The following is a 24,782-nucleotide window of genomic DNA, read 5'->3' as shown; positions in this document are numbered from 1 at the left end:
CCGGGTGCCGGTCAGGGCTTTTTCGCGAGGCCTGCCATCAGGATCCGCTGGTACGCCTCGAGGTCTTCCGCGGCCGGGACGTCGGCGTCCGGCTCCTCCGGGAACCAGCGAGCCAGGAAGTCCAGGCCGGGCGCGACCAGCGGCATCCCGAGGAAGTGCTGCGTGATGCGCTCCGGGGTCCGGATCCAGCCGTTGCCGAGGCTCTCGAGGCCGGCCCGTTCGATCGCCTTCTGGAGCGGCTCGCCGGTGTCGACGAAGTCGGTGATGAACAGGTAGCTGCCCGGGGCGAGCGCGTCCACGATCGTACGCACCCACTCGTCGGGCTTCTCGTCGTCGTGGAAGTGCATGTGAATGCCGACGACCATCAGCGCGATCGGACGTGAGAAGTCCAGGTGGTTCTTGATCTCCTCGTTGTCGAGGATCGACTGCGGCTCACGCAGGTCGGCGGTGACAACGATCGTGCTGTTGTTGGTCGCCAGCAGCGCGCGGCCGTGCGCGAGCACGATCGGGTCGTTGTCGACGTACGCGACCTTGGCGGCAGGGTTGATCTCCTGCGCCGCCTGATGGGTGTTCTTCTGCGTCGGCAGGCCACTGCCGATGTCAAGGAACTGGTCGATCCCCGCCGCCCGTACGAGGTAATGAACCCCTCTGACCAGGGCCGCACGGTTGTCGATCGCACAGCGCCCGGCGTCCGGCACGTACTTCAAGTACAGCGCAGCACCTTCGCGGTCGGCCGCGAAGTTGTCCTTACCACCAAGTAGAGCGTCGTAAACGCGGGCGATGGTCGGCTGCGAGGTGTCGAAACCCGGATCGTAATCCGGATCTTCTGATGGGGCCATTTGACGTAGCCTTCATGTCGGGAAAGGAATCCCTAGCCATCCTAGGGCAGCCAGAAGCCAATCAGCACCCGGGAACGGCCAGTCGCAACCGAGACCAGAGCTTCGCCAAAGTACCTGATTCCTCAACCGATAAAGGAAGTTTGAGCCTCCCAGGTCCTGACATAAATGCCTAAGCTGCTCACGTGCACTCCTTTTCATCGTCGATGTTCCTCCGGCCGGTCGAGATGTCAGATCTGCGGACCTACGTGTCCTGGGGGCGCGACCGAGTCTTCTGCGAGCATGCAGGCTGGACCGTAGACCTGCCTGAGCCGGCGCACGAGGCTCATTGGCGCGCACTCATCGAACGGCCGAACCCGAACCCGGTTCGCCTGGCGGCAGTCTCAGGAGAAGAAGTGGTCGGCTATGTGGATCTAGCCGGCGAGGAACCTGATCGACGCGAACTGGGCTACACGATCGGCCCATCCGCCCGTTGGGGCCATGGCCTCGGACGGACCGCCGCGGGGCTTGGCCTCGAGTACGGATTCCAGGAACTAGGCCTCCGTGAGATCTGGGCAGAAGCAGTAGATGCAAATCAGGCGTCGATTCGCATCCTGACGGCCCTCGGCATGACGGAAACCGGCCGAGGACACGAGGAACAGTTCCTCGGTGCCACAACCTTCTACAGACAGTTCAAGATCACCATGGCGAACTGGGAACGCCAGACGACCTCCTGAACCTCGGCCGCCTGGACCGCGACCCTGTCCAACCCCCGAGAACCTAGACCAGCGTGCGGAGACACCCTTACCCGCCGTGAAGTCGAGGTGCAGGTGATGATCCACAGATTTCGCTGCGGCATCAAGCGGTATGGGTCTGTGGCATCGTCGGTGTCCGGATCGATTCCGGCCGATGCGCCGTCGGTGTCCTCTAGCGGTCAGCAGGTCTGTCAGGCGGACCTGTCCGTGCGGAACATCGGGAAGCAGCGGCTCAAGAATGGAGTGCACGTGGACGGTCCGGTCCTCACCGCCATGCTCCGCCCAACGCGGCCAGCTTGACGGGGCTGCGCGTTGTAGATGTCTGTCTGAGGCAGCGCCGCGACGCACGAAAGTTGATCTGACCGCGAGCGAGCTCGGCAGCTCGTCCGGTACTTGGTGCCGCTCTGGAGTCGTTGTCGGTGCAAAGCGAGTCCGCCGCCGAAGGCGGCCAAGAGAGAGCGAGTCGCCAGGTGCTGGTCCGCGCGGCCGTGGACGCGTTCGAGCAGGTGGACGAGGACATGTTTCCGGTGTTCAGGGCGGACCTGCGGTCTGTGCGTCCGGTCGAGTGACCGTCTCAGGTGTAGGTGTGGCGCCTAGTATGGGTGGGTTCGGTACACCGGGAATGGAGTGTGTCCATGGCTGAGGATGAGTTGCAGGCCATTGTGGACGGGCTCGCTGAGCGGCTGGAGCGGTCGGTGGCGATCGATGATCCCGGTATCCGGCTGCTGGCGGCGAGCAGGCACTTCGGTGACGAGGATCGGCTGCGGATCGGGTCGGTGCTCAATCGGACGGTTCCGCCCGAGGTGGTTGAAATGATCCGCGCCCACGGTGTCTCGCAATGGACCAAGCCGGGCAGGCTCGACTTGGGGCTCCCGGACGCGTCGCCGAGGCTGTGCACACCCATTCGCTGCCAAGGGCAACTCCTCGGCTACCTGTGGCTGCTCGACCGCGTCGGAACTCTCGGGGATGCCGAGGTGGCCGCGGCGCGCGAGGCTGCCGATTGGGCCGGCACCGTCCTGTACCGGCGTCTGCTGGTGCGGCAACGCTCTCAGGCCCGCCACGAAGCCATCCTGCGGGACCTGGTCTCGCCCGACCTGATGATCCGGTCGCAGGCGATCGATGACCTGCGTACCGAGGACCTGTTTCCGGAGAGCCCCCTGCACCTCACGGTGCTGGCCGTGCAATGCGAATCCGGCGCTGAAGCACACGCCGAATGGGGAGTCGAGTTGGAGGCCGCGGTCGAAGAAGGCTGCCGTGCGGTCGTCGAGGACGTCGCATTGCTCGCCACCCACCGGTCCCGAGCCTGGCTGCTCCTCGCCCAACGGTGCCCACCCACGCGCGATCTCGTCGACACGATCGCCAACCGGATCACGATCCGGTTCAAACACCTCACGCACAGCAGGGCGGCACTCGTCTTCGGCCTCGGGCCGACAGTCGAGCGGCTCGACGAAGTAGCCGACTCCTATCGTAAAGCGGTACGAGCCGCACGGACGGCTGTGCTCGTCCCTGGCGTCGGCAACATCGCGCGCTGGGGCGAGCTCGGCCCGTACGAGCTTCTGGTCACCCTCGCCCCGGACGATCTGGCCGAAGCCTCCCGGACTCCAGACCTGGCCGCACTCGAGGACGCCGACGCGCGCGGAGTCCTGATAGCCACCCTCACTACCTTCTTCGACCACGGCGGCAGCGCCCAGCATGCCGCCGACGCCCTGCGCATCCATCGCGCGACCTTGTACCAGCGCCTCAGGCGCATCGAACAGGTCACCGGCCGCAACCTCCAGGACGGCGACGACCGCCTCGCTCTCCATCTCGGCCTCAAGCTCCGCGCCCTCGCGATCGCCTTCCGCGTCAACCCGCACGGCCACAGCTGACAGCCACCCCCGCCGACGTCAGCAGCAACCGTGACGCCACCGGCTCGGGCCCGTTGTCAGCGCGATCGGCAGGGTTCGCGACATTTGTCGTTCTGATCCGGGAGAACTCACGACACCTGACCACAGCCCCGCCCCGCCGGCATGGGCAATGCTGTGTCGATCAAGGCATCGAACAGGAACCGGTGGCGTAGCGGAGGGAAGCTTCGTGAGCGTTGAGAACGCAGGTCCGCGCCAAGGTGCGGCAGAACCGAGCCTGAGCCGGACGATTGTCGCGGCGTCGATCGGGAACTTCGTCGAGTGGTACGAGTTCGCCGTGTACGGCGTCGTCGCCGCCTTCATCTCGGTCGCGATGTTCCCTGCCGACGACCCAACGGCGGCCATGCTGAACACCTGGGCAGCGTACGGAATCGCGTTCCTCGTACGTCCGATCGGCGGCGTCCTGCTGGCGCGCCTCGGTGATCGCTACGGCCGGCGCCACATTCTGTACGTCACGATCACGCTGATGTCGGTCGCGACGTTCTCCATCGCGATGATTCCGTCGTACGCCACCATCGGGATCGCCGCACCGGTGCTCCTGATCTGCGCTCGCATCGCACAGGGCATCGCGGCAGGCGGCGAACTGGCCGGCGCTGCCGCGTTCCTCTACGAGCACGCGCCAGTGCATCGTCGCGCCAGGGTGGTCAGCTTCCTGGGTGTGAGCACGTTCTGTGCCATGGTTCTGGGGTCGACATTGGGGACCGTGCTCACCGTCGCGCTGCCGGCCGATGCGATGCAGTCGTGGGGCTGGCGCTTGGTCTTCGCCACCGCTCTGCCCCTCGGCTTCGTCGGGGCCTACATCAGGCGCTCCCTCCAGGAGACGCCCGCGTTCCAGCAAATGCACGCGCAGCGAGACACCCCGATGGCCGAACCGAGTCCGGAGGGCTTCTGGCGCGCGATGCGACAGAACGGCCGCGCCATCCTCCTGTACCTGGGTTTCGGCACGTTCTACTCGATCGCCGTCTACACCAGTGTCGCCGCGTACCTCGCGTACATGCTGGCCAACGGCTTGTCGAAGGAAGCAGCGTTGGCGATCAACACCATCGCCGGTCTGGCGATCATCGCGGGCATCCTTCTCTCGGGCGGCCTGGCGGACCGAGTCGGAAGGAAGCCGATCCTGATCGGTGGTGCCACGGCCATGGCGGTGGGCGTCGTGCCGACCTTCTTGCTGGGATCGACAGGCACCTTCGCCCTCGGGCTGGTGGGGGCACTGATCTTCGTCATCCCGCTGTCGGTGTTCATCACTCCGGCCGTCATCAACGTGGTGGAGCTCTTCCCGGCCAAGGTCCGCGTCACGGCGGGTGCCGCGGCCTACAACCTCACGGTCATCGTCGGCGGCTTCATGCCGTTCGTCGCCGTCTGGCTCGCCGATGTCACGGGCTCCCGCCTGGCCTTCCCGGTCTTCGTCGCATCGATGGCGGTCGTGGCGCTCACCGTTGTGCTGAGGTGGTACCGCGAACCGGAGACTGGTCACGTATCGATCCCAGTGGTGGAGGAAACGCGAAGATGACGCAGATCGTCCTGGAGAACGCCCGAGTCTTCGACGGCGTAGCCGAGGAATGTCCCGAGGGGATGTCGGTGCTGGTTGCCGACGGCAAGATCCGCGAGGTGTCCGATCGTCCGGTCCGGGCGGACGAGGCACACCGGATCGACGTCGGCGGCAAGACCCTGATGCCGGGCCTGATCGACATGCACACCCACTCGTACTTCTCCGATCTCGATCCCCGGGTGCTCAACGATCGTGATGCGCCCTACCGCACCGCGTACGCGATCAAGAAGCTCGGCCATGCCCTCGACAGCGGGTTCACGACCGTGCGCGACATCGGCGGTGGCGACTATCCGCTGGCCGCGGCCATCGCCGACGGACTGATCAGGGCGCCGCGGTTCTTCTACGCGGGCAAGATCCTGTCGATGACCGGCGGCCACGTCGACTACCGCACGCCCAACGAGAAGCACCACACGCACGGATACTGCTCGTGCGCCTCGATGAACTGGGCCGGCGTGATCGCGGACGGAGTCGACGAGTGCATCAAGGCGACGCGCGAGGAGTTGCGCCGCGGTGCGCACTGCATCAAGATCGTCGCCTCGGGCGGCGTGATGTCACCGAGCGATCCGATCTGGATGAACCAGTTTCGCGAGGACGAGATTCGCGCGATCGTCCAGGAATGTGCCGAGCGGCGTACCTACGTGGCCGCGCACTGCCTGACGAGCGAGTCGACGCGCCGGTCGGTCGAGTTCGGAGTGCGCTGCGTCGAACATGCGGCACTCATCGACGCCGAGACAGCGGCCTTCGTCGCGGAGCGTGGCGCGTACGTCGTACCGACCATGGCCTGCCTCTTCTCGCTCGTCGAGCAGGGCTTGGAGATGGGCTTGCCACCGGACCGCATGGACGGTCTGCGTACGGTCTATGAGAACTCCATGGCCGGGCTGGAGGTGATGCGGAGCGCGGGCGTCAAGATCGCCTACGGCACGGACCTGCTGGCCGGCTTCTACACCCAGCAGACGCGGGAGTTCGAGCTCCGCCGCGAGGTCTTCACGCCGCTCGAGCTGCTGCGTCAGGCCACCTCGGTCGGCGCGGAGATCCTGATGCAGCCGGGCAAGCTGGGCCGGGTCACACCGGAGGCGTACGCAGACCTGATCGTCGTCGACGGTGACCCGCTCCAGGACATCGGCCTCCTCGCGGCGGAGGGCCGGAACCTGGATCTCATCATGCGCGGCGGAGAAGTCGTCAAGAACCGGCTCGACTAAGACGCTCAACAGGAACGACCGAGGAGAAACGCATGACTGAGGAAGCCAAGACCGGCGATCAGCAGGGGAGTGTGGCCGTCTCCGCGATGTCCGCTGACCAGGTGCTCGGCGCCACGGAGTACTTCGAGCTGGAGTCGACGTCAGTCGGTGCCCGGTTCGCGATCTGGGTGACGACCTCTCCGAGGTACGCGCAGGACGAGCAGTCGGCCTATCCGGTCCTCTACGTGACCGACGGCAACTTCAGCGTCGGCCAGACGGCGCCGCTGGCGGCGATGCAGGGCGATCTGGCGCTTCCGATCGCTCCCTACCTGCAGGTGACCATCGGCTATGCCGGCGACGACGCCCGAGACTGGACCCGGGTACGCAACCGTGATCTCGTACCGCCGGGCGAGCCTGTTCCGCCGGCGATGCGGTCCTCGCTGGAGCTGGCGGTGGAGAAAGGGCTGATGACCCGGTCGGATGCCGAGGCCTATCTGGAGGACCTGGCCAACACCCGAGCCGACGCGTTCCTCTCGTTCATCACGGATGAGCTCCACCCGGAGATCAGCCGTCGCTACCGGGTTGCTCCCGAGGGCCACGGGCTGTTCGGCTATTCCTACGGTGGCCTCTTCACCTTGTACGCCCTGCTCACGGGGTGTTCCCTGTTCACCGCCTACGGAGCAGGCAGCCCGGGCGTTGCCTCGCTGGAGAGCAAGGCGCTCGTACTCGCCGGAAAGCCTCTCGATCTCACCGGCAAGCGACTCCATCTCACGATCAACGGGCCTGAGATGACGGGTGAGCTGCCCATCTACCGACTGATCGGACGCGGGTACACCCTCCTTGTCGAATCCCTGCGCTCGGCCGAGTCGGGACTCACGCTGACTACGCAGGTGCTGGGCGAAACCCACCTCACCGGCCTCCAGCCTTCGTTCCTCAGCTTCATGCGCACCTGCTGGTCGAGTCCTGCATGAGTTGTCGCAGGCGACGCGGCGCGGCGGCAGAGCACAACGGCGCGGCAGCGACGCGATGCGGAGGCGCCGGATGCTGATCGAACGCCTCCGGGAGCTGATCCCCGCTGATCGCATTCAGCTCGATCCCGCGGTGACGGCGAGCTATGCCCACGACGAGGCCGAGTGGGCTGCGTACGGGACGCCGCTCGTCCTTGTCCGGCCGCGCACCGCCGAGGAGGTCCAGCAAGTGGTGCGCGCCTGCATCGAGTACGAGGTGCCTGTCGTACCCCGCGGCGCCGGCACCGGCCTGTCCGGCGGAGCGAACGCCGTCGACGGGTGTGTCGTCCTGTCCACCGAGGCGATGACGGCGATCACGGAGATCAACCCCGTGGAGCGGCTGGCCGTGGTGCAGGCGGGTGTCGTCAACGATCACCTGCGGAACGCGTGTGCCGAGCACGGGCTCTGGTACCCGCCCGACCCCGCCTCGGCGCCGTGGTCGACGATCGGCGGCAACGTCGCGACGAACGCGGGCGGCATCTGTTGCGTGAAGTACGGCGTCACTGCGGACTACGTACTCGGACTGCAGGTCGTCACCGGTACCGGCGAGCTGGTCCGGCTCGGTCGGCGTACGGCGAAGAGTGTCGCAGGGTACGGTCTCGCCGGACTGCTCGTCGGCTCCGAGGGGACCTTGGGCATCATCACCGAGGTCACGCTCAGGCTGCGCCCTCAGCGGTCGCCCGAGCACACGGTGGCCGGCTACTTCTCATCGCTCGTGGACGCCGGGCGCGCCGTCACCGCCGTGGGCGCGGCGGGCATAGTTCCGTCCGCCCTGGAGCTCATCGACCGGCACTGCCTCGAGGCCGTCGACCAGTGGAAGAAGATGGATCTGGCCGTCGAGGCCGATGTCATCCTGCTGGCGCGGTGCGACGCCCCTGGCCCGGCGGGGGAGGAGGAGGCAGACGCGATCCGCGACTGCTTCGAGCGAGCCGGTGCGACCTGGGCGGCTCGTTCGACCGATCAGACCGAGGCGGATGCGCTGTTCGAAGCGCGGCGCCTGGCGTACCCGGCCCTTGAGCGTCTGGGGCCCGTGCTCACCGAGGACGTCTGCGTGCCCAAGGCGGCGGTTCCGGAGATGCTCGCCCGGATCGAGACGATCGGAACGAAGCACGAGACCCTGATCGCCAACATCGCCCACGCCGGGGACGGCAACCTGCATCCCCTGCTGATCACGCCGCGTGGAGACCACGAGGCCAGAGAACGTGCGCAGAGAGCGTTCCGGGAGATCATCGACGAGGCAATCGCACTGGGCGGCACGGTCACGGGGGAGCACGGAGTCGGCCTGCTCAAGATGGACGGACTCGCCAAGGAACTGCCCGCGGAGGTCTTGGAGCTCCATCGCGCGGTGAAGGCCGCCCTGGACCCGCACGGCATCCTCAACCCCGGCAAGGTCATTGCCGTGGACAACGAATGAGCCGCCGGAACACAGACCTCGGAGGTACCACATGAGCACGACCGCCGACGCCATCATCGTCGGGGCGGGTGTGGTGGGCGCGTCCACCGCGCTGGAACTGACCCGAGCCGGGTACTCCGTGCTCGTCGTCGACAAGGCAGGTGGACCTGGCTTCGGCTCCACGAGCGCGTCGAGCGCCATCGTCCGGTTCAACTACTCGACCTGGGACGGCATGGCCGCCGCGTGGGAGTCGAAGTTCCGGTGGGAGGCCTGGGCCGACCACCTCGGCTACGCCGACGCGACGGGACTGGCCTCGTTCAAGCGCTGCGGTCTGGCGTTCCTCGACGTCGACATCATGCCTCGCGAGCGGTTGGCGAGGATGTTCCTCGAGGCGGGGATCCCGTTCGAAGAATGGGGACCTGCCGAGCTCGCAAAGGCATTCCCCCATCTCGACACGGGTCGCTACTTCCCGCCGAAGCCCGTCACCTCCGACGAGTTCTTTGAGGCCCCCAAGGGCGTACTCGGCGCCATCTACACGCCTGACGCGGGGTACGTCGACGATCCCCAGCGCGCTGCGGCGAACCTCGCTGCTGCCGCGGCGCACATCGGTGCGACGTTCCGCTACAACAAGGCCGTCACCGCCGTCGAGCAACGACAGCAGTCGTGGACGGTGACTCTGCACGACGGCGACGTCCTCGAAGGCGCCATCGTCGTCAACGCTGCCGGGCCTTGGTCCACCGGACTGAACAGGCTCGCGGGGATCGGGTCGGACTTCACCGTCAAGGTCAGACCGGTACGGCAGGAGGTCCACCACGTCGCCGCACCGCCGTCGCTGCCCACCGGCTTCCCGATCATCGCCGATGCCGACCTCGGCACCTATCTCCGCGAAGAGTCGAGCGGCAACATGCTCATCGGCGGAACCGAACCCGCCTGCGACCCCTTGGAGTGGATCGACGATCCCGACGCCGCGAACCCGCACCCCACGACGCAGCGCTTCGAAGCACAGGTGCTGCGGGGGGCACGCCGTCTCCCCGATCTCGCCGTTCCCAATCGTCCACGTGGAATCGCAGGCGTGTACGACGTAGCCGACGACTGGACGCCCATCTATGACCGAACCGAGCTGCCCGGGTACTACGTCGCCATGGGCACCAGCGGCAACCAGTTCAAGAACGCCCCACTCATCGGCTCCCTGATGACCACCATCATCGACGGCGTCACAAACGGCGCCGACCACGACGCACACCCCTTGACGTACACAGCACCCCACACCGGCCACATCATCAACCTCGCAGCCTTCTCACGCCGCCGCCAAACCAACACCGCGTCGTCGGGAACCGTCCTCGGCTGAAAACCCGACGAAGTGACAACGCGGTCACAGCCGGGGCATCCGCATGAGACCCGCACGGGCCTACTGGAGACGGTGGGTACACGGGTCGATCCGTATACCCACCAGCCGACAAACAACCTGCTCAAAGCTGGTGTCCGAGGGGGGACTTGAACCCCCACGCCCTAAAACGGGCACTAGCACCTCAAGCTAGCGCGTCTGCCTATTCCGCCACCCGGACGAGTGGTCTGCGCCGCTGGTGCGGTGCCGACCGGAGAACAGTAGCAAACTTCAGGGGTGGAATTCACATCGGGGAGGGAGGGCGGGGGGAGGGGGTTGGAAAAGGTGGTGGTTGCGGAGGGTGAGCGGGTGGAAGGGGTGTGGGTGCGGGGTCGGCAGGTCGACAGGAGGTGGGGGCTGGTGGTGGGGGAGTTCAGGCGTGGCTGGGTGTCGGGTTGGCTGTAGTGGGCGTGTACGTACTGTCGAGCTGCCGGCTTGCGGGCGTGGGGTGGATCACAGTGTGGGTGGCGGTGGGGGATGGGTTGGGGAGTGCTTGGGGTTAGGTGCTGGGGCAGGATTGGGGCATGACTACTTCTGCCGCCGGGGATCGTTTGTCGTACGCCGCTGACGGTGAGGTGGTGGAGCTTTGTAGTGAGTTGATTCGGATTGATACGACGAACTACGGGAATGGGAAGAGCAACGGCGAGCGGGGGGCGGCGGAGTACGTTGCCGCGAAGCTGGATGAGGTTGGGATCGAGTCGACGATCTACGAGTCGGAGCCGGGGCGGGCGACGTTGGTGGCGCACTGGGAGGGGGAGGACCAGAGCGCGGACCCGCTGCTCGTGCACGGGCATCTCGATGTCGTACCGGCGGATCCGAAGGACTGGAAGGTCGACCCGTTCGCGGGCGAGATCTTCGACGGGTGCGTGTGGGGGCGCGGCGCGGTCGACATGAAGGACTTCGACGCGATGGTGCTGTCGGTGGTGCGGGCGCGGCAGCGGGCGGGCGTGAAGCCGCGGCGGCCGGTGCGGCTGGTGTTCACGGCTGATGAAGAGGCCGGCGGCGTGTACGGAGCGCAGTGGCTGATCAACAATCACCCGGAGACCGTCGCGGACTGCACCGAAGGGATCGGTGAGGTCGGCGGGTTCTCGATCACCGTCAAGGACGACCTCCGCCTGTACCTGATCGAGACCGCCGAAAAGGGCATGAACTGGATGCGCCTCAAGGCCCGCGGTACGGCCGGGCACGGCTCGATGGTGAACACGGACAACGCGGTCACGAACCTGGTCGAGGCGGTGACGCGGATCGGGTCGCACGAGTGGCCGTTGCGGGTCACGCCGACCGTCCGTGAGTTCCTGAAGACGCTCGAGGACGTACTCGGTACCGAGCTGGACCCGGATGACATGACCACGACGCTGGCGAAACTCGGCAGCTTCAGCCGGATGTTCGGCGCGACGATCCGCAACACCGCGAACCCGACGATGCTCAACGCCGGCTACAAGGTCAACGTGATCCCGGGTGACGCCGAGGCGCACGTCGACGGGCGGTTCCTGCCCGGGTACGAGGACGAGTTCTACGCGACCATCGACGAGCTGATCGGCGACAAGGTGCAGCGCGAGACGGTGGTGACGGACATTGCGCTGGAGACCGAGTTCAGCGGTGGTCTGGTCGACGCGATGAAGGCGTGCGTGCAGGCCGAGGACCCGCAGAGCCGGTTCGCGCCGCTGCTGATGTCGGGCGGTACGGATGCCAAGTCGTGGAGCCGGCTGGGCGTACGGTGCTTCGGGTTCGTGCCCTTGCAGTTGCCGCCGGATCTGGACTTCATGGGCATGTTCCACGGCATCGACGAGCGGGTGCCGACGTCGGCGCTGGAGTTCGGGTCGCGGGTCCTTGATCGGTTCCTCGATCAGGCCTGACGGATCACGGACGGTACGGCGAGTAGGCCGGAGTTGACGTAGTCGGCGGCATGCTCGATGTGCTGGAGGTCGAAGCGGTGGCCGAACTCATTCGTTACGGCCGCCGCGGTGTCGATCAGGTGCTGGTCGGCGGAGAGTGCGTTGGCGGCGGTGTTGTGTACGACGATGCGCAGCGCGTTGATGCCCGGTTTGGCGGCGGCCGTGATGTCCACGCGGAACGGTGGTGCCCAGATCGAGCCGCAGCGGACGTCGTTGAGCCAGATCTCGGCGGCTACTCCGATGGGTGGGGTGATCAAGGCGCGGTACGAGTTCGGTGGGAGGTAGGACTCGGTGCCGGGGGCAACGGGTTCGCCTGGGCCGAAGTCGAGGAACAGGCGGGCAGTGCGGTCGTGGAGGTGCAGGTCGGTCGTATAAGCGGCTGAGCCCGAGTACGCCTCCTGCTCGTTCTCCCAGCGGTGGGGGAGGTCGACGGGTCGCGGACCGTTGCCGAAGTCAACGAACCACGGGCCGGGGACAGGTGCACTGGTCAGAGGGTCGGCCCGAGGTGCGAGCTCTCGGTCCTGCGCGGCGGTCGGGAACAGCACGGCTGCCTCATAGGGGTGCAGAGTGGCGTACTGGCTGGTGGTGGGCTCAGCCGCGTGAGTGGTCCACTGTTCCATCGGTTGGGGCAAAGTCAGGGTCTGGACTGAGGCACCGGTGTTGGCGATGAAATAGACGTCGCCGTCGTCGAGGCGGCGGTGGGCGAGGCCGACGTCCGGGGGTGGGGTGATTGGTGCTGGGGGCAACTTCTCGGCGAGGGTCGCGGCGTCGGTGACGACGGTGCCACCGGCAGCGCGAACAGCATCCAACCAGCGGGAAGTCTCCGGCGGCAGAGTGGCGCCGGCCCCCTCGGGTACGACGATGAGCGCAATCTCCGTGGGATCGAGGACCGTGATCGCGTCGTCGTCCACCAGGTCGAAGTCCAACCCGGCCTCGCGGATCGTTCGCGGCACGCTCTCCGGGATCGACCGCCGCACGGCCCGGTACAGATTCAAGTCGCCCAAGGGCGGGACGTAGATCTTCACAGGGCGGACCGGTGTGCCCTGTTGGAGTAACCATGAGATTCGGTGCAATGAGGCGAACAGATCGGCCGCGACCGGCCACCACGGGTTGCGGTCGTCCAACGCCCCGGCGGCGTAGAAGATCCATCCAAGCCCAGGACGGTCAGACGGCGAGTACGGCCAACCATGGCCGATCAGCTGATTGACTCCGGACAAGAAATGCTCGTGCGCCTCACCCTGCAGATCCAGCGGCGTAGCGCGGAACGACGGTGAATGCACCCACGTCCACACCTCCGCCGACACCACCGATCGCCCGTAGATGCCAGCCGCCGACGACGCCCACCGCGTCTCCGGGATGCCCTTCCACCCCCACCCCTCGCCCTCGAACAGATCGGCGAAGCGGTAGCTGCTCATCGTCGCTGGCGGTTCGCCGTAGCTCTGGATGCGGAACGGTACGCCGTGCCCGGCCGCCCACCGCTGGAACACCTTGACGAAGTTGTCCTCGTACAACTCCGACAACGTCCGCCGGAAGTCGACCCGCAATGGCGTATCCGAAAGCAGTTCGTACAAGCGCGGTCGCAGTTCGTACCCGCGTCGGCGTGCGAACTCCTCGAAGATCGCCGGCGTCCAATCGGCGTCGTACGCCTCGAGGCTGTCGCAGAAGACCGAGCCGAGCAGCTCCGGCGTCGCGGCGCGTACGAGCGGCTCCGCCACGCAGCGGATGTGCTCCTCGGCCGCCGCAGCCGAGTAGTGATCGAGCGTCGGCCCCTCCGCCCCGGCGGCGGCGCGCTTGACGTTCTGCCCGGTCAGCCGGGAGGTCGCGATCAGTACCTCACGCGGCTGCCCGCCCGCGGGTACGTGGATCGCCCCATCGTTGAATGGCACCTCAACGTACGAAGTACCATCGCCGACGTACGCCGCGATGAACTCGTCACCCGGCCAACCAGGCACGATCGGTACGTCGTACGCGCGGCCGCCGATCTCCCGCCGATCCCAATGCAGGCGCCGGGCCGCGTGCTCCGGCCCTATGTGCCCGCCGCCGTACGACCAGCCGCTGCCCAGCGTCACGTCGAACCGCAGCCCCAGCGACTGCGCCGTACGCGCCGCGTGCCTGACCAGTTCAAGCAGCTCCGGCGAACCGAACGGCGCGGTCACCGGACCCATCGGGTACACGAAGGCGACCTCGACGCCGCCGAGCCCGGCCGCCGCCATCGCGTGCAGCTCGCGGTCCAGCTCAGCGGGTTCGATCGAGGGACCGAACCACCACCAGCGCATCATCGGCCGCGCCTCGGGCGGCGGGTTCCGGAACTGTCGTCGCACGTCGTCGACGGTCGCCATGCACTTCACCCCATAGCACCCACCGGCCGGACGTCAACGCGGATGACCAGTACTGGTCAGATTGTCCTGCCTGGTGACGCCGGACGCGATCAGGTACTGGCCGATCGTGTACGTGGACATGACCAGCGCCCCGCGGCCCCGGAAATCGCGACCGGCCATCCGGAGCGCGATCAGGCTGTCCGAGATCAGGAACAACGCACCGCCGAGACCGCTGCGCGAATTGTGCCAGCGCGACGAGATGGCGGTTGCCGTCAGCAACAACGCGTACGCCGCGACCGGTATCCGCTGGTTGCCGAGCCCCGGCGCGAGGATCGCGATCAAGGCGGCCCACAGTGCGGCGTACGCAGCCAGCACCCGCCACGACCGCTGCGCCGGATCGGCGAGGAACACCGCGAGATAACACGCATGCGCCGCCGCGAAAGCAGCCATGCCGGCGAGCTGCTGATCGGCTTCCAGCAACAGATCACCCGCCGCCGACGCAAGCAGGGCCGCCTGCAAGAGCGGCGGCGCGCCCTGCGTACGCGACCACTGCCACAGCAACGGCATCAACGCCGGCTTACTGGCCAGCTTCAAAACCTTGACATCGGCAACAATCGCGGCCACGTGCACCACCGTCGCCCCCCAGTACCCCGCCAGAACCCGCCGCCCCCGCGCCATCCCCGTAAGCCCCATACCCCCGAGTCTGCCCCACCCAACCCCCAAACCCCCCACAGTTCACGACAAGTTCAACGTGGTGCGGAGGATGGAGTCAGAGCGGGAGCGCGGTCAGGCGCCTGGGCCGTACAATGGCTCCGGAGGGGTCAGCGGGACTCAGGAGGGCTCATGGATCCAGAAAACGCAGATCGGTCGGGCGTTCCGTACATCCGGCCGTCGCAGTCCGTCACGGAGTTGCTGGCCGCAAAGCGGACAGAGCCGATCAAGTCACTCGATGAACTCGCCGCGGACACCTTTGGGTCGAACGAGGAACTGGATGACTTTCTCCAGTACACCTACGCCGAGCGGCACCGAGAGATCGCCTGATCCGTGCAGCCCGTCGTTCTGGACACCGACGTAGCATCACTCGTTCACAAGCGGAAGCTGACCGGTCAGCTGACGACGCGCCTGATCGGGCGCCAACCAAGCGGCGGCTGCCACCTGGGGACGGTTGTCGGCGGCGGCTGTTGAGCGAGGCCGGCCTCGACCGATGAACGACATGTGGGTCGCTGCTTGCTGCCTGACGCATGACCTGCCGCTCGCGACGTTGAACCTCAAGGACTTTGAGGACTTCCGGTCCTTCCACGGTCTCCGAATCCTCGGCACTGACTAACCTGCGCCAACCTCCCGCCTCAAACCAGTTCAGCCGAGATGGTGAGCTGGCCGATCTCCCTGCCTCATGACAAGTTCAACGTGGTGCGGAGGTGGGGGAGGTAGGTGAGGAGGGGTTTGGGTGGGGTGGGGGTGGTGACGAGGGAGAGGGTGAGGCGGTAGCGGAAGGGGGCGGCGGTGAGGTGTTCGCCGGGGCGGAGTTCGGTGGCCAGGGCGGTGTGGGGGACCAGGGCCAGGTGGGAGCGGCGGCGGGCCATGGCGACTGTGGTGCCTAGGGTGACGCCGCGGCGGGGGAGGGCGCCGAGGGCGGCCAGGCGGTTGTGGATTTCTTCGCTGCCGCGGTCGTAGGTGGAGAACGCGATGGGGCGGTTCTTCAGCGGCTGGCGGCCGCGGCCGGGTGGGCGGGCGCCGGGTGGGACGAACAGGACGAGCTCGTCGCGGCCGACCCGGCGGTGTACGGCGCCGCGCGGGAGTGTCATTTGTTCCGCGATCGCGATGAACGCGGCGTCCATCGTGCCCTCGGCGACCCGTTCGACCAGGAAGTGACCGTGGTCGACCTGTTGCTGGATCTCCAGCTCGGGCAGGTCGGCGTCGAGTACCGGGAACAGGATCGGCGCCAGACTCGCGAACGTGCCGACCACGAGCCGTTGACCGGCGGCGGCCGCGCGCGGGGCGTCGTACACCTCCTCCAGGTGGCTGAGGATGTGATCGGCGCGGCGGGCGAACTCCGCGCCGGCGGGGGTCGGCCGGGCGCCGCGGGTGTCGCGGTCGAACAGTTTGGTGCCGCAGCGTCGCTCCAGCCGAGCCAGGCGCTGCGACGCGGACGGCTGCGAGATCCGCAGCTCTCGGGCCGCGGTACCGACCGCGCCGGTCCTGGCGACGGCTTGGACCAGCCGCAGATCCTCGACCGAGGGTAATGAAGCCATAGGTTCAGCCTATGGCAAGGGTGCAAGGTTCAACGGCTACCCGGAGCTCAGCGGAACGCCAAGAATCAAAGGCATGAGAGCGAAGGCGGAGGCGCTGGCGTTGCTGGCGGGGAGTGGTACGGCGGACTTCGCGTTCCGGCTCGCGCAGGTCGCGTTGCCGTTGGTGATCCTGCGGGAGACCGGTTCAGTTGCCGCGACCGGGCTGGTGGGCGGCGCGGCCGGGATACCTGTGCTGTTGTCGCCGTGGTGGGCACGGAAGGCGCGGCAGTGGGTTGACTCGGGACCGCGGCTGGCGATCGTGGCGTTCGTATCCGCTCTCGCGCTGGCCTCAGTACCAACCGCGGCCGTACTAGGCGTACTGTCACCCGCGCTACTCGTGCTCAGCGGACTACTGCTCGGCTGCGGAGACGCCCTGTCGAACCCAGGACGCTCAGCGCTACTGGCCGATACCGGAGACCGCTGGGGTGACGGCCGCGCAGTTCTGCTCCTCACCTGGCAGGACGGACTCCGCCGCATCGGCATGCTGCTCGGCCCGTCCGCCGGTGCGTTCGCCGTCGCAGCGGGCTTCACCAACGAGCTGCTCTGGGTGGAATCAGCCGCTGTAGCAGCGTCCGGGCTACTGGCCTGCACTGTGCAACCAACCCGCGCAGCGGGCGCACCCGAGGAACCCCCGTCGATCCGCCAGAGCCTGCAGGGCCGCCGCGACGTGCTCTACGGCTGGATCGTCAGAGGCACCGGCTGTGTCACCTGGTTCGCCTTCACCCTGGGCCTGTCGGTACTAGGAGAAGAGCGCGGCAAACCAGGCGTGTACCTGGCAGCAGGAATGACCGGGTACGGCGTCGGCGCACTACTAGGCACTGCGGTCTCGCTAGCGATCGTAAAGCGAACCAAACCGGTAGTCGCCGCATCAGTCGCCTGGGCCTGGATGGGACTGTGCTGGGTCGGGATGGGCGTCTGGACAACCCCAATTGTCGTAGCCGTCATGGGCGCACTGTCCGGCGTCACGGTCGTGATCGGCATTGCCGCGATCTCCATGCTCATCACCCGCACGTCAGTCGGTGCCGAGCGGCGCACGTTGCTGTCCGGCCAAACAGTTGTCGTGAACGCAGGAAGCGCAGCCGGCTTGCTAGCGGGCGGTCCGATCATCGGCGCGGTCGGTGCGGCGAGCGCGCTTGTAGGTGCCGGCATCGTCACCACAGTCGTCGCCGTACTCATCCTGATCCGCTGCCAGGCGGTACCTGCTACCGCGCAAGTCGGCTGAGCAAGGACGACGCGGCGCAGATTCCGGCAATCGCGGCGACGATCAGGACAGTGAAGTCGAGCCAGTAGTTCGTCGGCGTCCCGATGAGCAGTCCGCGCAGAGCGCCGACCTCGTACGTGAGTGGGTTGGCGTGCGAGAGTGCCTGCAGCCAGCCGGGCATCAAGCTGACCGGATACAGCGCGTTCGAGGCGAAGAACAGCGGCATCGTGATCGCCTGCCCGATCCCCATCAACCGGTCCCGGCGCAGGACCAGGCCGGCGATCGTCATCGACAGGCACGAGAAGAACGCCGCACCCAGTACGACGACGGCGAACACGGCGAGGATCTTCAACGGATTCCACGTCATGCTGACACCGAGCAGCGCGGCCACGATCAGTACGACGATTGCCTGCGAGATGGTGCGTACGCCGGCCGCGAACGCCTTGCCCGCGACCAGGGCCGACCGTGGGCTCGGGGTGACCAGCAACTTGGTCAGAATCCCGGCGTCACGCTCCCAGATGATCTGGATGCCGTAGAAGATCGCGACGAACAGCGCGGACTGCGCGATGATCCCGGGCGCCAGATAGTCCAGGTACGGAACGTTGCCGGTCGGAATCGCCCGGATGCGGCTGAACGTCTGCCCGAAGATCACCAGCCACAGCACCGGCTGGATCGCCCGGGTGACCAGCTCGGTCCGGTCGTGCCGCAGCTTCTGCAACTCGACCAGGCAGAACGTGCCGATCCGCGAAACCAGCCGCAGCGCGGCCCGGGGCCGGCTCTCAACCCAGGCGCTGGGCGGTGCGACGCGTGCCACGGACATCCCGCAACCCTCCCTTCCCAGACCGGCCAGACCGACCAGACCGCCCGTCCGGACCGGCCCCGGCGAGACTCTCCCCGGTGTGATGCCGGAACACGTCCTCCAAGCTCGCGTCCGGCCCAAGCTCAGCTTTCAGCTCAGCCGGCGTACCAACAGCGCGCAGCCGTCCGAGATGCATCAAGGCGACCCGATCGCACAGCACATCGGCCTCCTCCATGTAGTGCGTGGTGAGCAGCACAGTCATCCCGAACCGCTCCTGCATGTCCTGCACCCGCGCCCACACCGAATCCCGCGCCACCGGATCGAGCCCGACCGTCGGCTCATCCAGTACGAGCAGCGCCGGCCGATTGACCAGTGCCTGCGCAAGCTCGAGCCGGCGCACCATGCCGCCCGAGTACGTCGACGCGAGCCGATCGGCCGCTTCGGTGAGATCGACGAGATCAAGTACTTCCGCGACCCGCGCGGCGCGTTCCCGGCGTGGTACGTCGAACAAGCGCGCGAACCAGGACACGTTCTCCCGGCCGGACAATGCGCCTTCGATGGACAGTTGCTGCGGTACATACCCGAGCAGCCGTCGTACTGACATCGCTTGATGCCGGACGTCCAGGCCGAAGACGCGTACCCGGCCGGATTGCGGTGGGTAGAGGGTGTTGAGGACGCGCAGGGTGGTGGTTTTGCCGGCGCCGTTCGGGCCGAGGAGGCCGAAGCACTCGCCGGGGGAGACGGTCAGGTCGAGGTCGTCGACCGCGAGGTGGTCGCCGAATCGGTGACTCAGGCCGGTGAGTTCGACGGCCGGCGCGGAGTTGGGTTCCGGAGTCATACGCGCTCCAGTTCTTCGGGGTGTAGTCGCTCGGCGAGGACGGCCAGGACCGGGAGGGCGGCTCGCAGCGCGGCCTGGTCGGCCGGGGCGAGGTCGTCGATGGCGGCGGTGACGAGGGCGGTTCGGCGGTCGCGCCAGGCTTCCACCTGCTGGCGGGCCGGGTCGGTGAGGGTGAGGCGGGCGATCCGGCGGTCGGTGGCGTCTTGGGTACGGCGTAGCAGACCGCGCTCGGTCAGCTGACTCACCAAGGTGGAGACCGTGTTGGCGGCGAGGCCGAGCTCGGCGGCTGCTTCCGCGACGGAGATGCCCGGGTTGCGGCGGACGGTCCGGACCAGCTCGGCTTGCGCGTCGGTGAGGACGGACAGTGGGAATGGTCGGCCGACCGAACGGCGCAGATGCCGCCGAACCAGACCCATAGCAGCCAGCAGCTCTTCCGCAAGTACATCGGTCACAGATCTAAAATACCTCTGATGCAGAGATATTTCTCGATGAGAACGGCCCGGAAAAGTGCCGGGCCGGGTTACAGGGTGCGCATGACTCGGATGATGCGGCGGCGGAGCCAGACTCGGCGGGTGCCGTCCGGGTAGCGGCGGAGGCGGGCGAGCTCCCAGCCGCCGTACTCGGCGTGTTCGGTGAGTAGTTTGCGCACCGCCCCGCGGGACTCTGTCCTGGACACCTCGAACTGCTGCAGCTCGTATTCAGCCATCCGCACCTCCACCTGCGTCAACAACAACTACCTCACGAAACATCCTCCAAAGCCGCCGCGATCGCGGGCGGCAAGGTGAGCTCCTCCACTCCGAGGATCGATTTCAGTTGCAGCGCCGTGCGGGCCCCGGCGATCGCCGCCGACACGCCGGGCCGGTCCCGCACCCAGGTGAGGGCCACCTCGAGCGGGGTCCAGCCGAGCCCGTCGGCCGCGCGCGCGACCGCTTCCACGATGCCCGATGCGCGGGCGTCGAGATAGGGGTCGACGAATCTGGACAGATGCTGAGACGCCGCCCGCGAGTCTGCGGGGATGCCGGTCCGGTACTTCCCGGTCAGCACGCCGCGGCCCAGCGGGGACCAGGCGAGGATGCCGATCCCGAGCCCGGCCGCCGCTCGGATCGCGTCCATTTCGGCGTCCCGGGCGAGCAGCGAGTACTCCACCTGGTTCGCCACCGGGACCGCGCGCCCGGGCCAGGCCTGCTGCCAGGTGACCGCGCGGGCCGCCTTCCAGCCGGCGTAGTTCGACACCGCGACATACCGCACCTTGCCCGAGCTGACCGCGTGGTCGAGCGCCGACAGCGTCTCCTCGAGCGGCACGTCGTCGGACCAGGTGTGCAGCTGCCAGAGGTCGATGTGGTCGATGTTCATCCGCCGCAGCGAGCCCTCGAGATCGCGCAGCAGGGCGCCCCGGGAGGTATCGGTGATCCGCTCGCCCCGGCGGACGCTGAAACCGGCCTTGGTCGCGATCACCAGGTCGTCCCGGTCCACGACGTCACCCAGCAGCGACCCGATCAGCAACTCGCTGTCACCGTCGCCGTACGCCGCCGCGGTGTCGATCAGGGTGCCACCGGCGGACACGAACGCGGCCAGCTGCTCGCGGGCCTCGTGCTCGTCGGTGTCCCGGCCCCACGACATCGTGCCCAGGCCGAGCCTGCTGACGGCGAGTCCACTGTGACCGAGATAGCGCTGTTGCATGGTCCGAGCCTATTGCGGTCCACCGACAACCTCTCGCTAGGCTCGCCAGTCATGCGACTCGGACTCAACATCGGCTTCGTCTACGGCGGCGACGACCATCTGGACCATCTGAGGCTGGTGAAGGAGGCCGAGACGCTCGGTTTCTCGGTCACCTGGGCCGCGGAGGCGTACGGCTCGGACGCGGCCACCGTGCTCAGCTGGATCGCCGCCCAGACCACCACGATCGACGTCGGCGCGGCGGTCTTCCAGATCCCGGCCCGGACCCCGGCGATGACCGCGATGACGGCGGCGACGCTGGACCGGCTCTCGAACGGCCGGTTCCGGCTCGGCCTCGGCGTGTCCGGCCCGCAGGTTTCGGAGGGCTGGCACGGCGTACGGTTCGAACAGCCGCTGCGCCGGACCCGGGAGTACGTCGACATCGTCAATGCCGCGATGCGCCGCGAGACGGTCGCGTACGAGGGCAAGTACTTCACGCTGCCGCTGCCCGACGGACCGGGGAAGGCGCTGAAGCTGACCGTCCGGCCGATCCGCGACCACGTGCCGGTCTATCTGGCCGCCGTCGGTCCGAAGAACCTCGAGCTGGCCGGTGAGATCGCCGACGGCTGGCTCGGTATCCTGAACGACCCGGGGTTCCTGGGCGAGCAGCTGGCGCACATCCGCACCGGCCGCGGCCGCGAGCTCGACGACTTCGACGTGGTCGCGTCCGTACCGCTGATGCCCGGCCCGGACATCCACGCCGCGGCCGACCCGATCCGTGGGTACGCCGCGCTGTACATCGGCGGGATGGGCAGCCGGGAGAAGAACTTCTACAACGCGCTCGCGGTCCGGATGGGGTACGCCGACGAAGCGAAGGAGATCCAGGACCTGTACCTGGCGAAGAAGCACCGCGAGGCGATGGCCGCCGTACCGTTCGGGTTCCTGGACTCGATCTCGCTGCTCGGTGACAAGGCCCGGCTGGCCGACAAGCTGACCGCGTACGCCGAAGCGGGCGCGACGACCGTCGCCGTGACGCCCTTCGCGCCGACCGTGGAGCAGCGGATCGCCGACCTGAGGACACTGGCTGAGGCGCTGGACCTGGCTGGAGTCGGTCACTGATGACGATCTGGGACTCCATCATCCTCGGCATCGTCGAGGGCCTGACCGAATTCCTGCCGGTCTCGAGCACCGGCCACCTGACCATCGTGTCGAAGATGCTCGGCCTGAAGATCGACGACCCCGCGATCACCGGGTACACCGCGGTGATCCAGATCGGCGCGATCGCGGCCGTGGTGCTGTACTTCTGGAAGGACATCCGGCGGATCGCGGTGGCCTGGGTCCGGGGGCTGGTCAACCCGGAGCACCGCGGCGAGTTCGACCACCGGATGGGCTGGTACGTGATCGTCGGTTCGGTGCCGATCGTGATCGTCGGCTTCCTGGCCCGGGACCTGATCTCCGGCCCGCTGCGGAGCCTGTGGTGGGTGGCCGGCGCGCTGATCGGCTGGTCGTTCGTGATGGTCGCGGCCGAACGGCTGAGCTCCAAGGCGCGCCCGCTGGAGCGGATCACGCTGGTGGACGCGATCGTGATGGGCGTGGTCCAGTGCCTCGCGCTGATCCCCGGCGTGTCCCGGTCCGGTGCGACCATCTCGGCCGGTCTGTTCCGCGGTTTGGACCGGGTTGCGGCGACCCGGATCGCCTTCCTACTGGGCATCCCCGCGCTGGTCGGCGCGGGCATCTACGAGCTGAAGGACGCCCTGAACGGCGGCGTCGGCGCACTACCCCTGATCGTCGGCACCATCGTCAGCTTCGTGGTCGCGTACGCCTCGGTCGCGTGGCTGCTCCGATTCGTCGCCAAGCACACCATCGAGGTCTTCGCGCTCTACCGCGTACTCCTCGGCATCGTCCTGATCATCCTCCTCGCCACCAGCACAATCACCGCCACCTGACCGGCTGCCGGGTGTGCGTTACAGCCAGCCGACTTTGCGGAAGAAGCGGTACATGGTGAAGCAGACGACGGCCATCAGGAGGAGGACGGCGTAGTAGCCGAAGTGCCAGCGTAGTTCGGGCATGTTGTCGAAGTTCATGCCGTAGATGCCGGCCAGCATCGTGGGCACCGCGGCGATGGCGACCCAGGCGGAGATCTTTCGCATGTCGTCGTTCTGCTGCACCGAGACGCGGGCCAGGTGGGCGTTCAGCGCGGAGGAGAGCAGGGTGTCGATCGCTTCGGTCTGGTCGGAGACCCGGCTGAGGTGGTCGGCGACATCGCGGAAGAACGGGCTCGCCTTGGCGCTGATCCCGTTCACGCCGTGCGCGAACTGGACCATCGGTTCGCGCAGTGGATCGATCGCGCGGCGCATTTCGAGTACCTCACGCTTGAGCCGATAGATGCGCTCCGCGTCGCTGGTGCGTTCGGGCGAGAACACCGACGACTCGACCTCGTCGACATCGATCTCGACCTGTTCGGCCACGGTTTCGTAGTCGTCCACGACCGCGTCGCAGATCGCCCACAGCACCGCGGCCGGCCCGTGCCCGAGCACGGCTGCGCGCGCCTCCAGCTCGTGCCGGGTGGTGGCCAGTTCGCCGCCTTCGCCGTGCCGGACTGTCACCACGTACCGCGGGCCGACGAAGACCGTCACCTGGCCGGTTTCGACGGCGTCGCCCTCGTCGACGTACCAGAGGGTGCGCAGGACGACCAGGATGGTGTCGCCGAAGCGCTCGACCTTCGGCCGCTGGTGGATCTGCAGCGAGTCCTCGATGGCCAGGTCGTGCAGGCCGAACAGTTGCTGGACGCGCTCCATCTCGGCGTCGGACGGCTCGTGCAGGCCGATCCAGCCGAAGGCGCGGCCGTCGTCGTCGATGGCCTGGGCAACGGTCTCCGGGTCCTTGGGCAGCTGCCGGCGCTCACCCCCGGCGTACACCCCGCAGTCCACGATCACACCCACCATCATGAACCACAGCCTGGCCAACCCACGGCACCGCTTGGCGGGACCAGCTAACGTGCCTGTCATGCCTACGGTGATTCTGGTCCGCCACGGCCGCAGTTCGGCGAACACTTCCGGCACGCTGGCCGGGCGAACCCCTGGCGTGAAACTCGACGGCACCGGCGTCGAGCAGGCCGCGGCGGTCGCTCAGCGGCTGGCCGGCCTGCCCCTCGCCGCGATCGTCACGTCCCCGCTGGAGCGGTGCAAGCAGACCGCGGCGGCGATCGCCAAACAGCACGCCGGGTTGCGTACGGCAACTGATCGGCGGCTGACCGAATGCGGGTACGGCGATTGGACCGGGCAGAAGATCAGCACGCTGGCGAAGGACCCGCTCTGGGCAGTGGTCCAGCAGCACCCGTCCGCGGTGACCTTCCCGAACGGCGAGTCGATGCGGGCGATGCAGCAGCGGGCGGTCGACGCGGTACGGGCGCATGACGCGGAGCTGGCGAAGAGTCACGGCGACAATGCGCTCTGGGTGGCCGTCTCGCATGGCGATGTGATCAAGTCCATCGTCGCGGACGCGCTCGGTCAGCATCTGGACACATTCCAGCGGATCGTGGTGGACACGGCGTCGACCACGATCATCACGTACACCGCGACCCGCCCGTTCCTGGTCCGGCTGAACGACTCCGGCAGCGAGCTGGCCTCCTTGGTCCCTAAGCCGACAGCGAAAGCCAAGCCGAAGAAGCGGTCGTCGGACGCTGTCGTCGGTGGACGGTAACCAGAACATGCTCGATTGTCCCGTGCCTACTGCGCGGCACACGGTGGCGCATCTGGCTGCACTGGGGGCAAGGTCACGATGCGCCGCATCGAAACCT

General features: G+C 67.4%; 26 protein-coding genes and 1 tRNA gene. 16 read left to right on the top strand and 11 right to left on the bottom strand.

From position 1 onward, the window contains the following. Nucleotides 1-11: 11 nt before the first annotated feature. A complete protein-coding gene (locus ABD260_RS23055) occupies nt 12-839 on the bottom strand; it encodes an SAM-dependent methyltransferase (protein ID WP_344236190.1) in 828 nt (275 codons plus the stop codon). Nucleotides 840-1,021: 182 nt separating this feature from the next. Between ABD260_RS23055 and ABD260_RS23050 the strand changes: the two genes are divergently transcribed. The 9 genes from ABD260_RS23050 to ABD260_RS23010 all read left to right on the top strand — a co-directional run bounded on the left by ABD260_RS23050 (nt 1,022) and on the right by ABD260_RS23010 (nt 9,949). Next, nucleotides 1,022-1,552, top strand: coding sequence for a GNAT family N-acetyltransferase (locus ABD260_RS23050; RefSeq protein ID WP_344236188.1), 531 nt, complete (start codon nt 1,022-1,024; stop codon nt 1,550-1,552). A 96-nt stretch (nt 1,553-1,648) separates the two neighbouring features. Continuing rightward, complete coding sequence (locus ABD260_RS23045) at nt 1,649-1,870, top strand: hypothetical protein (protein ID WP_344236186.1); 222 nt, start codon at nt 1,649-1,651, stop codon at nt 1,868-1,870. A gap of 119 nt (nt 1,871-1,989) precedes the next feature. Further along, nucleotides 1,990-2,139 carry a hypothetical protein gene (locus tag ABD260_RS23040; protein ID WP_344236184.1) on the top strand — a complete coding sequence of 50 codons (150 nt, stop codon included), beginning with the start codon at nt 1,990-1,992 and terminating at the stop codon, nt 2,137-2,139. Nucleotides 2,140-2,205: 66 nt separating this feature from the next. After that, nucleotides 2,206-3,438, top strand: a complete 1,233-nt coding sequence (locus tag ABD260_RS23035; protein WP_344236182.1) for a PucR family transcriptional regulator — start codon at nt 2,206-2,208, stop codon at nt 3,436-3,438. 205 nt (nt 3,439-3,643) lie between these two features. Then, entirely contained in the window at nt 3,644-4,984 is a 1,341-nt protein-coding gene (locus tag ABD260_RS23030) for an MFS transporter (protein ID WP_344236180.1), read from the top strand. Beyond that, nucleotides 4,981-6,222, top strand: a complete 1,242-nt coding sequence (locus tag ABD260_RS23025; protein WP_344236178.1) for a metal-dependent hydrolase family protein — start codon at nt 4,981-4,983, stop codon at nt 6,220-6,222. The genes ABD260_RS23030 and ABD260_RS23025 overlap by 4 nt, the downstream gene beginning before the upstream one ends. Before the next feature lie 32 nt (nt 6,223-6,254). Beyond that, entirely contained in the window at nt 6,255-7,172 is a 918-nt protein-coding gene (locus tag ABD260_RS23020) for an alpha/beta hydrolase (protein ID WP_344236176.1), read from the top strand. 70 nt (nt 7,173-7,242) lie between these two features. Continuing rightward, entirely contained in the window at nt 7,243-8,622 is a 1,380-nt protein-coding gene (locus tag ABD260_RS23015) for an FAD-binding oxidoreductase (protein WP_344236174.1), read from the top strand. A gap of 31 nt (nt 8,623-8,653) precedes the next feature. After that, nucleotides 8,654-9,949 (top strand): NAD(P)/FAD-dependent oxidoreductase, encoded by a 1,296-nt coding sequence (locus tag ABD260_RS23010; RefSeq protein WP_344236172.1) that lies wholly within the window; start codon nt 8,654-8,656, stop codon nt 9,947-9,949. A gap of 128 nt (nt 9,950-10,077) precedes the next feature. On the opposite strand, the gene ABD260_RS23005 is transcribed toward ABD260_RS23010, so the two are convergent. Beyond that, nucleotides 10,078-10,166, bottom strand: a tRNA-Leu gene (locus ABD260_RS23005). A 343-nt stretch (nt 10,167-10,509) separates the two neighbouring features. Between ABD260_RS23005 and ABD260_RS23000 the strand changes: the two genes are divergently transcribed. Then, on the top strand, nt 10,510-11,841 hold the full coding sequence (locus ABD260_RS23000; protein ID WP_344236170.1) for a M20/M25/M40 family metallo-hydrolase: 1,332 nt from the start codon (nt 10,510-10,512) through the stop codon (nt 11,839-11,841). Here the strand turns inward: ABD260_RS23000 and ABD260_RS22995 are convergent. After that, complete coding sequence (locus ABD260_RS22995; protein ID WP_344236168.1) at nt 11,832-14,219, bottom strand: glycosyl hydrolase; 2,388 nt, start codon at nt 14,217-14,219, stop codon at nt 11,832-11,834. The two genes, ABD260_RS23000 and ABD260_RS22995, sit on opposite strands and share 10 nt — an antisense overlap. Nucleotides 14,220-14,252: 33 nt before the next feature. After that, nucleotides 14,253-14,891, bottom strand: coding sequence for a lysoplasmalogenase (locus ABD260_RS22990; RefSeq protein WP_344236166.1), 639 nt, complete (start codon nt 14,889-14,891; stop codon nt 14,253-14,255). A gap of 150 nt (nt 14,892-15,041) precedes the next feature. Between ABD260_RS22990 and ABD260_RS22985 the strand changes: the two genes are divergently transcribed. Then, complete coding sequence (locus ABD260_RS22985; RefSeq protein ID WP_344236164.1) at nt 15,042-15,239, top strand: hypothetical protein; 198 nt, start codon at nt 15,042-15,044, stop codon at nt 15,237-15,239. Between the two features lie 163 nt (nt 15,240-15,402). Further along, nucleotides 15,403-15,525, top strand: a complete 123-nt coding sequence (locus ABD260_RS22980; RefSeq protein WP_344236162.1) for a PIN domain-containing protein — start codon at nt 15,403-15,405, stop codon at nt 15,523-15,525. Nucleotides 15,526-15,589: 64 nt separating this feature from the next. Here the strand turns inward: ABD260_RS22980 and ABD260_RS22975 are convergent, their stop codons facing one another. After that, nucleotides 15,590-16,450, bottom strand: coding sequence for a LysR family transcriptional regulator (locus ABD260_RS22975; protein WP_344236160.1), 861 nt, complete (start codon nt 16,448-16,450; stop codon nt 15,590-15,592). 73 nt (nt 16,451-16,523) lie between these two features. Here ABD260_RS22975 and ABD260_RS22970 point away from each other — a divergent pair, with 73 nt between their 5' ends. Beyond that, nucleotides 16,524-17,711, top strand: a complete 1,188-nt coding sequence (locus ABD260_RS22970; RefSeq protein ID WP_344236158.1) for an MFS transporter — start codon at nt 16,524-16,526, stop codon at nt 17,709-17,711. Here ABD260_RS22970 and ABD260_RS22965 read toward each other — a convergent pair. The 5 genes from ABD260_RS22965 to ABD260_RS22945 all read right to left on the bottom strand — a co-directional run bounded on the left by ABD260_RS22965 (nt 17,692) and on the right by ABD260_RS22945 (nt 21,007). Next, nucleotides 17,692-18,510 carry an ABC transporter permease gene (locus ABD260_RS22965; protein ID WP_344236156.1) on the bottom strand — a complete coding sequence of 273 codons (819 nt, stop codon included), beginning with the start codon at nt 18,508-18,510 and terminating at the stop codon, nt 17,692-17,694. The two genes, ABD260_RS22970 and ABD260_RS22965, sit on opposite strands and share 20 nt — an antisense overlap. Continuing rightward, nucleotides 18,470-19,327 carry an ABC transporter ATP-binding protein gene (locus tag ABD260_RS22960; RefSeq protein WP_344236154.1) on the bottom strand — a complete coding sequence of 286 codons (858 nt, stop codon included), beginning with the start codon at nt 19,325-19,327 and terminating at the stop codon, nt 18,470-18,472. Before ABD260_RS22960 ends, ABD260_RS22965 begins: the two co-directional genes overlap by 41 nt. Then, nucleotides 19,324-19,779 (bottom strand): MarR family winged helix-turn-helix transcriptional regulator, encoded by a 456-nt coding sequence (locus tag ABD260_RS22955; RefSeq protein WP_344236152.1) that lies wholly within the window; start codon nt 19,777-19,779, stop codon nt 19,324-19,326. Before ABD260_RS22955 ends, ABD260_RS22960 begins: the two co-directional genes overlap by 4 nt. A 68-nt stretch (nt 19,780-19,847) precedes the next feature. Then, nucleotides 19,848-20,033, bottom strand: a complete 186-nt coding sequence (locus tag ABD260_RS22950) for a DUF5703 family protein (RefSeq protein ID WP_145811853.1) — start codon at nt 20,031-20,033, stop codon at nt 19,848-19,850. 32 nt (nt 20,034-20,065) lie between these two features. Continuing rightward, on the bottom strand, nt 20,066-21,007 hold the full coding sequence (locus ABD260_RS22945) for an aldo/keto reductase (protein ID WP_184832174.1): 942 nt from the start codon (nt 21,005-21,007) through the stop codon (nt 20,066-20,068). 51 nt (nt 21,008-21,058) lie between these two features. On the opposite strand from ABD260_RS22945, the gene ABD260_RS22940 reads away from it, so the two are divergent. Continuing rightward, complete coding sequence (locus ABD260_RS22940; RefSeq protein WP_344236147.1) at nt 21,059-22,102, top strand: LLM class F420-dependent oxidoreductase; 1,044 nt, start codon at nt 21,059-21,061, stop codon at nt 22,100-22,102. Further along, nucleotides 22,102-22,929 carry an undecaprenyl-diphosphate phosphatase gene (locus ABD260_RS22935; protein ID WP_344236145.1) on the top strand — a complete coding sequence of 276 codons (828 nt, stop codon included), beginning with the start codon at nt 22,102-22,104 and terminating at the stop codon, nt 22,927-22,929. The genes ABD260_RS22940 and ABD260_RS22935 overlap by 1 nt, the downstream gene beginning before the upstream one ends. 18 nt (nt 22,930-22,947) lie before the next feature. On the opposite strand, the gene corA is transcribed toward ABD260_RS22935, so the two are convergent. After that, nucleotides 22,948-23,931: a magnesium/cobalt transporter CorA gene (corA, locus tag ABD260_RS22930; protein ID WP_344236143.1), complete on the bottom strand. Its 984-nt coding sequence runs from the start codon at nt 23,929-23,931 to the stop codon at nt 22,948-22,950. A gap of 58 nt (nt 23,932-23,989) precedes the next feature. On the opposite strand from corA, the gene ABD260_RS22925 reads away from it, so the two are divergent. Further along, nucleotides 23,990-24,685 carry a histidine phosphatase family protein gene (locus tag ABD260_RS22925; protein WP_344236141.1) on the top strand — a complete coding sequence of 232 codons (696 nt, stop codon included), beginning with the start codon at nt 23,990-23,992 and terminating at the stop codon, nt 24,683-24,685. Nucleotides 24,686-24,782 lie beyond the last annotated feature (97 nt).

The sequence above is a fragment of the Kribbella hippodromi genome (assembly GCF_039531045.1).
Classification (GTDB): domain Bacteria; phylum Actinomycetota; class Actinomycetes; order Propionibacteriales; family Kribbellaceae; genus Kribbella; species Kribbella hippodromi.
This window is presented reverse-complemented; position numbering and strand designations above follow the sequence as displayed.

What these genes read in the sequence shown, in the direction of transcription:
- ABD260_RS22935 (WP_344236145.1), top strand. Translation starts at nt 22,102, where the DNA reads ATGACGATCTGGGACTCCATCATCCTCGGCATCGTCGAGGGCCTGACC.
- ABD260_RS22945 (WP_184832174.1), bottom strand. Translation starts at nt 21,007, where the DNA reads ATGCAACAGCGCTATCTCGGTCACAGTGGACTCGCCGTCAGCAGGCTC.
- ABD260_RS22970 (WP_344236158.1), top strand. Translation starts at nt 16,524, where the DNA reads ATGAGAGCGAAGGCGGAGGCGCTGGCGTTGCTGGCGGGGAGTGGTACG.
- ABD260_RS22975 (WP_344236160.1), bottom strand. Translation starts at nt 16,450, where the DNA reads ATGGCTTCATTACCCTCGGTCGAGGATCTGCGGCTGGTCCAAGCCGTC.
- ABD260_RS23020 (WP_344236176.1), top strand. Translation starts at nt 6,255, where the DNA reads ATGACTGAGGAAGCCAAGACCGGCGATCAGCAGGGGAGTGTGGCCGTC.
- ABD260_RS23015 (WP_344236174.1), top strand. Translation starts at nt 7,243, where the DNA reads ATGCTGATCGAACGCCTCCGGGAGCTGATCCCCGCTGATCGCATTCAG.
- ABD260_RS22960 (WP_344236154.1), bottom strand. Translation starts at nt 19,327, where the DNA reads ATGACTCCGGAACCCAACTCCGCGCCGGCCGTCGAACTCACCGGCCTG.
- ABD260_RS23000 (WP_344236170.1), top strand. Translation starts at nt 10,510, where the DNA reads ATGACTACTTCTGCCGCCGGGGATCGTTTGTCGTACGCCGCTGACGGT.
- ABD260_RS22985 (WP_344236164.1), top strand. Translation starts at nt 15,042, where the DNA reads ATGGATCCAGAAAACGCAGATCGGTCGGGCGTTCCGTACATCCGGCCG.
- ABD260_RS22965 (WP_344236156.1), bottom strand. Translation starts at nt 18,510, where the DNA reads ATGTCCGTGGCACGCGTCGCACCGCCCAGCGCCTGGGTTGAGAGCCGG.
- ABD260_RS22995 (WP_344236168.1), bottom strand. Translation starts at nt 14,219, where the DNA reads ATGGCGACCGTCGACGACGTGCGACGACAGTTCCGGAACCCGCCGCCC.
- ABD260_RS23045 (WP_344236186.1), top strand. Translation starts at nt 1,649, where the DNA reads ATGATCCACAGATTTCGCTGCGGCATCAAGCGGTATGGGTCTGTGGCA.
- ABD260_RS23010 (WP_344236172.1), top strand. Translation starts at nt 8,654, where the DNA reads ATGAGCACGACCGCCGACGCCATCATCGTCGGGGCGGGTGTGGTGGGC.
- ABD260_RS22950 (WP_145811853.1), bottom strand. Translation starts at nt 20,033, where the DNA reads ATGGCTGAATACGAGCTGCAGCAGTTCGAGGTGTCCAGGACAGAGTCC.
- ABD260_RS22990 (WP_344236166.1), bottom strand. Translation starts at nt 14,891, where the DNA reads ATGGGGCTTACGGGGATGGCGCGGGGGCGGCGGGTTCTGGCGGGGTAC.
- ABD260_RS22940 (WP_344236147.1), top strand. Translation starts at nt 21,059, where the DNA reads ATGCGACTCGGACTCAACATCGGCTTCGTCTACGGCGGCGACGACCAT.
- ABD260_RS23035 (WP_344236182.1), top strand. Translation starts at nt 2,206, where the DNA reads ATGGCTGAGGATGAGTTGCAGGCCATTGTGGACGGGCTCGCTGAGCGG.
- ABD260_RS23055 (WP_344236190.1), bottom strand. Translation starts at nt 839, where the DNA reads ATGGCCCCATCAGAAGATCCGGATTACGATCCGGGTTTCGACACCTCG.
- ABD260_RS22925 (WP_344236141.1), top strand. Translation starts at nt 23,990, where the DNA reads ATGCCTACGGTGATTCTGGTCCGCCACGGCCGCAGTTCGGCGAACACT.
- ABD260_RS23025 (WP_344236178.1), top strand. Translation starts at nt 4,981, where the DNA reads ATGACGCAGATCGTCCTGGAGAACGCCCGAGTCTTCGACGGCGTAGCC.
- ABD260_RS22980 (WP_344236162.1), top strand. Translation starts at nt 15,403, where the DNA reads ATGAACGACATGTGGGTCGCTGCTTGCTGCCTGACGCATGACCTGCCG.
- corA (WP_344236143.1), bottom strand. Translation starts at nt 23,931, where the DNA reads ATGATGGTGGGTGTGATCGTGGACTGCGGGGTGTACGCCGGGGGTGAG.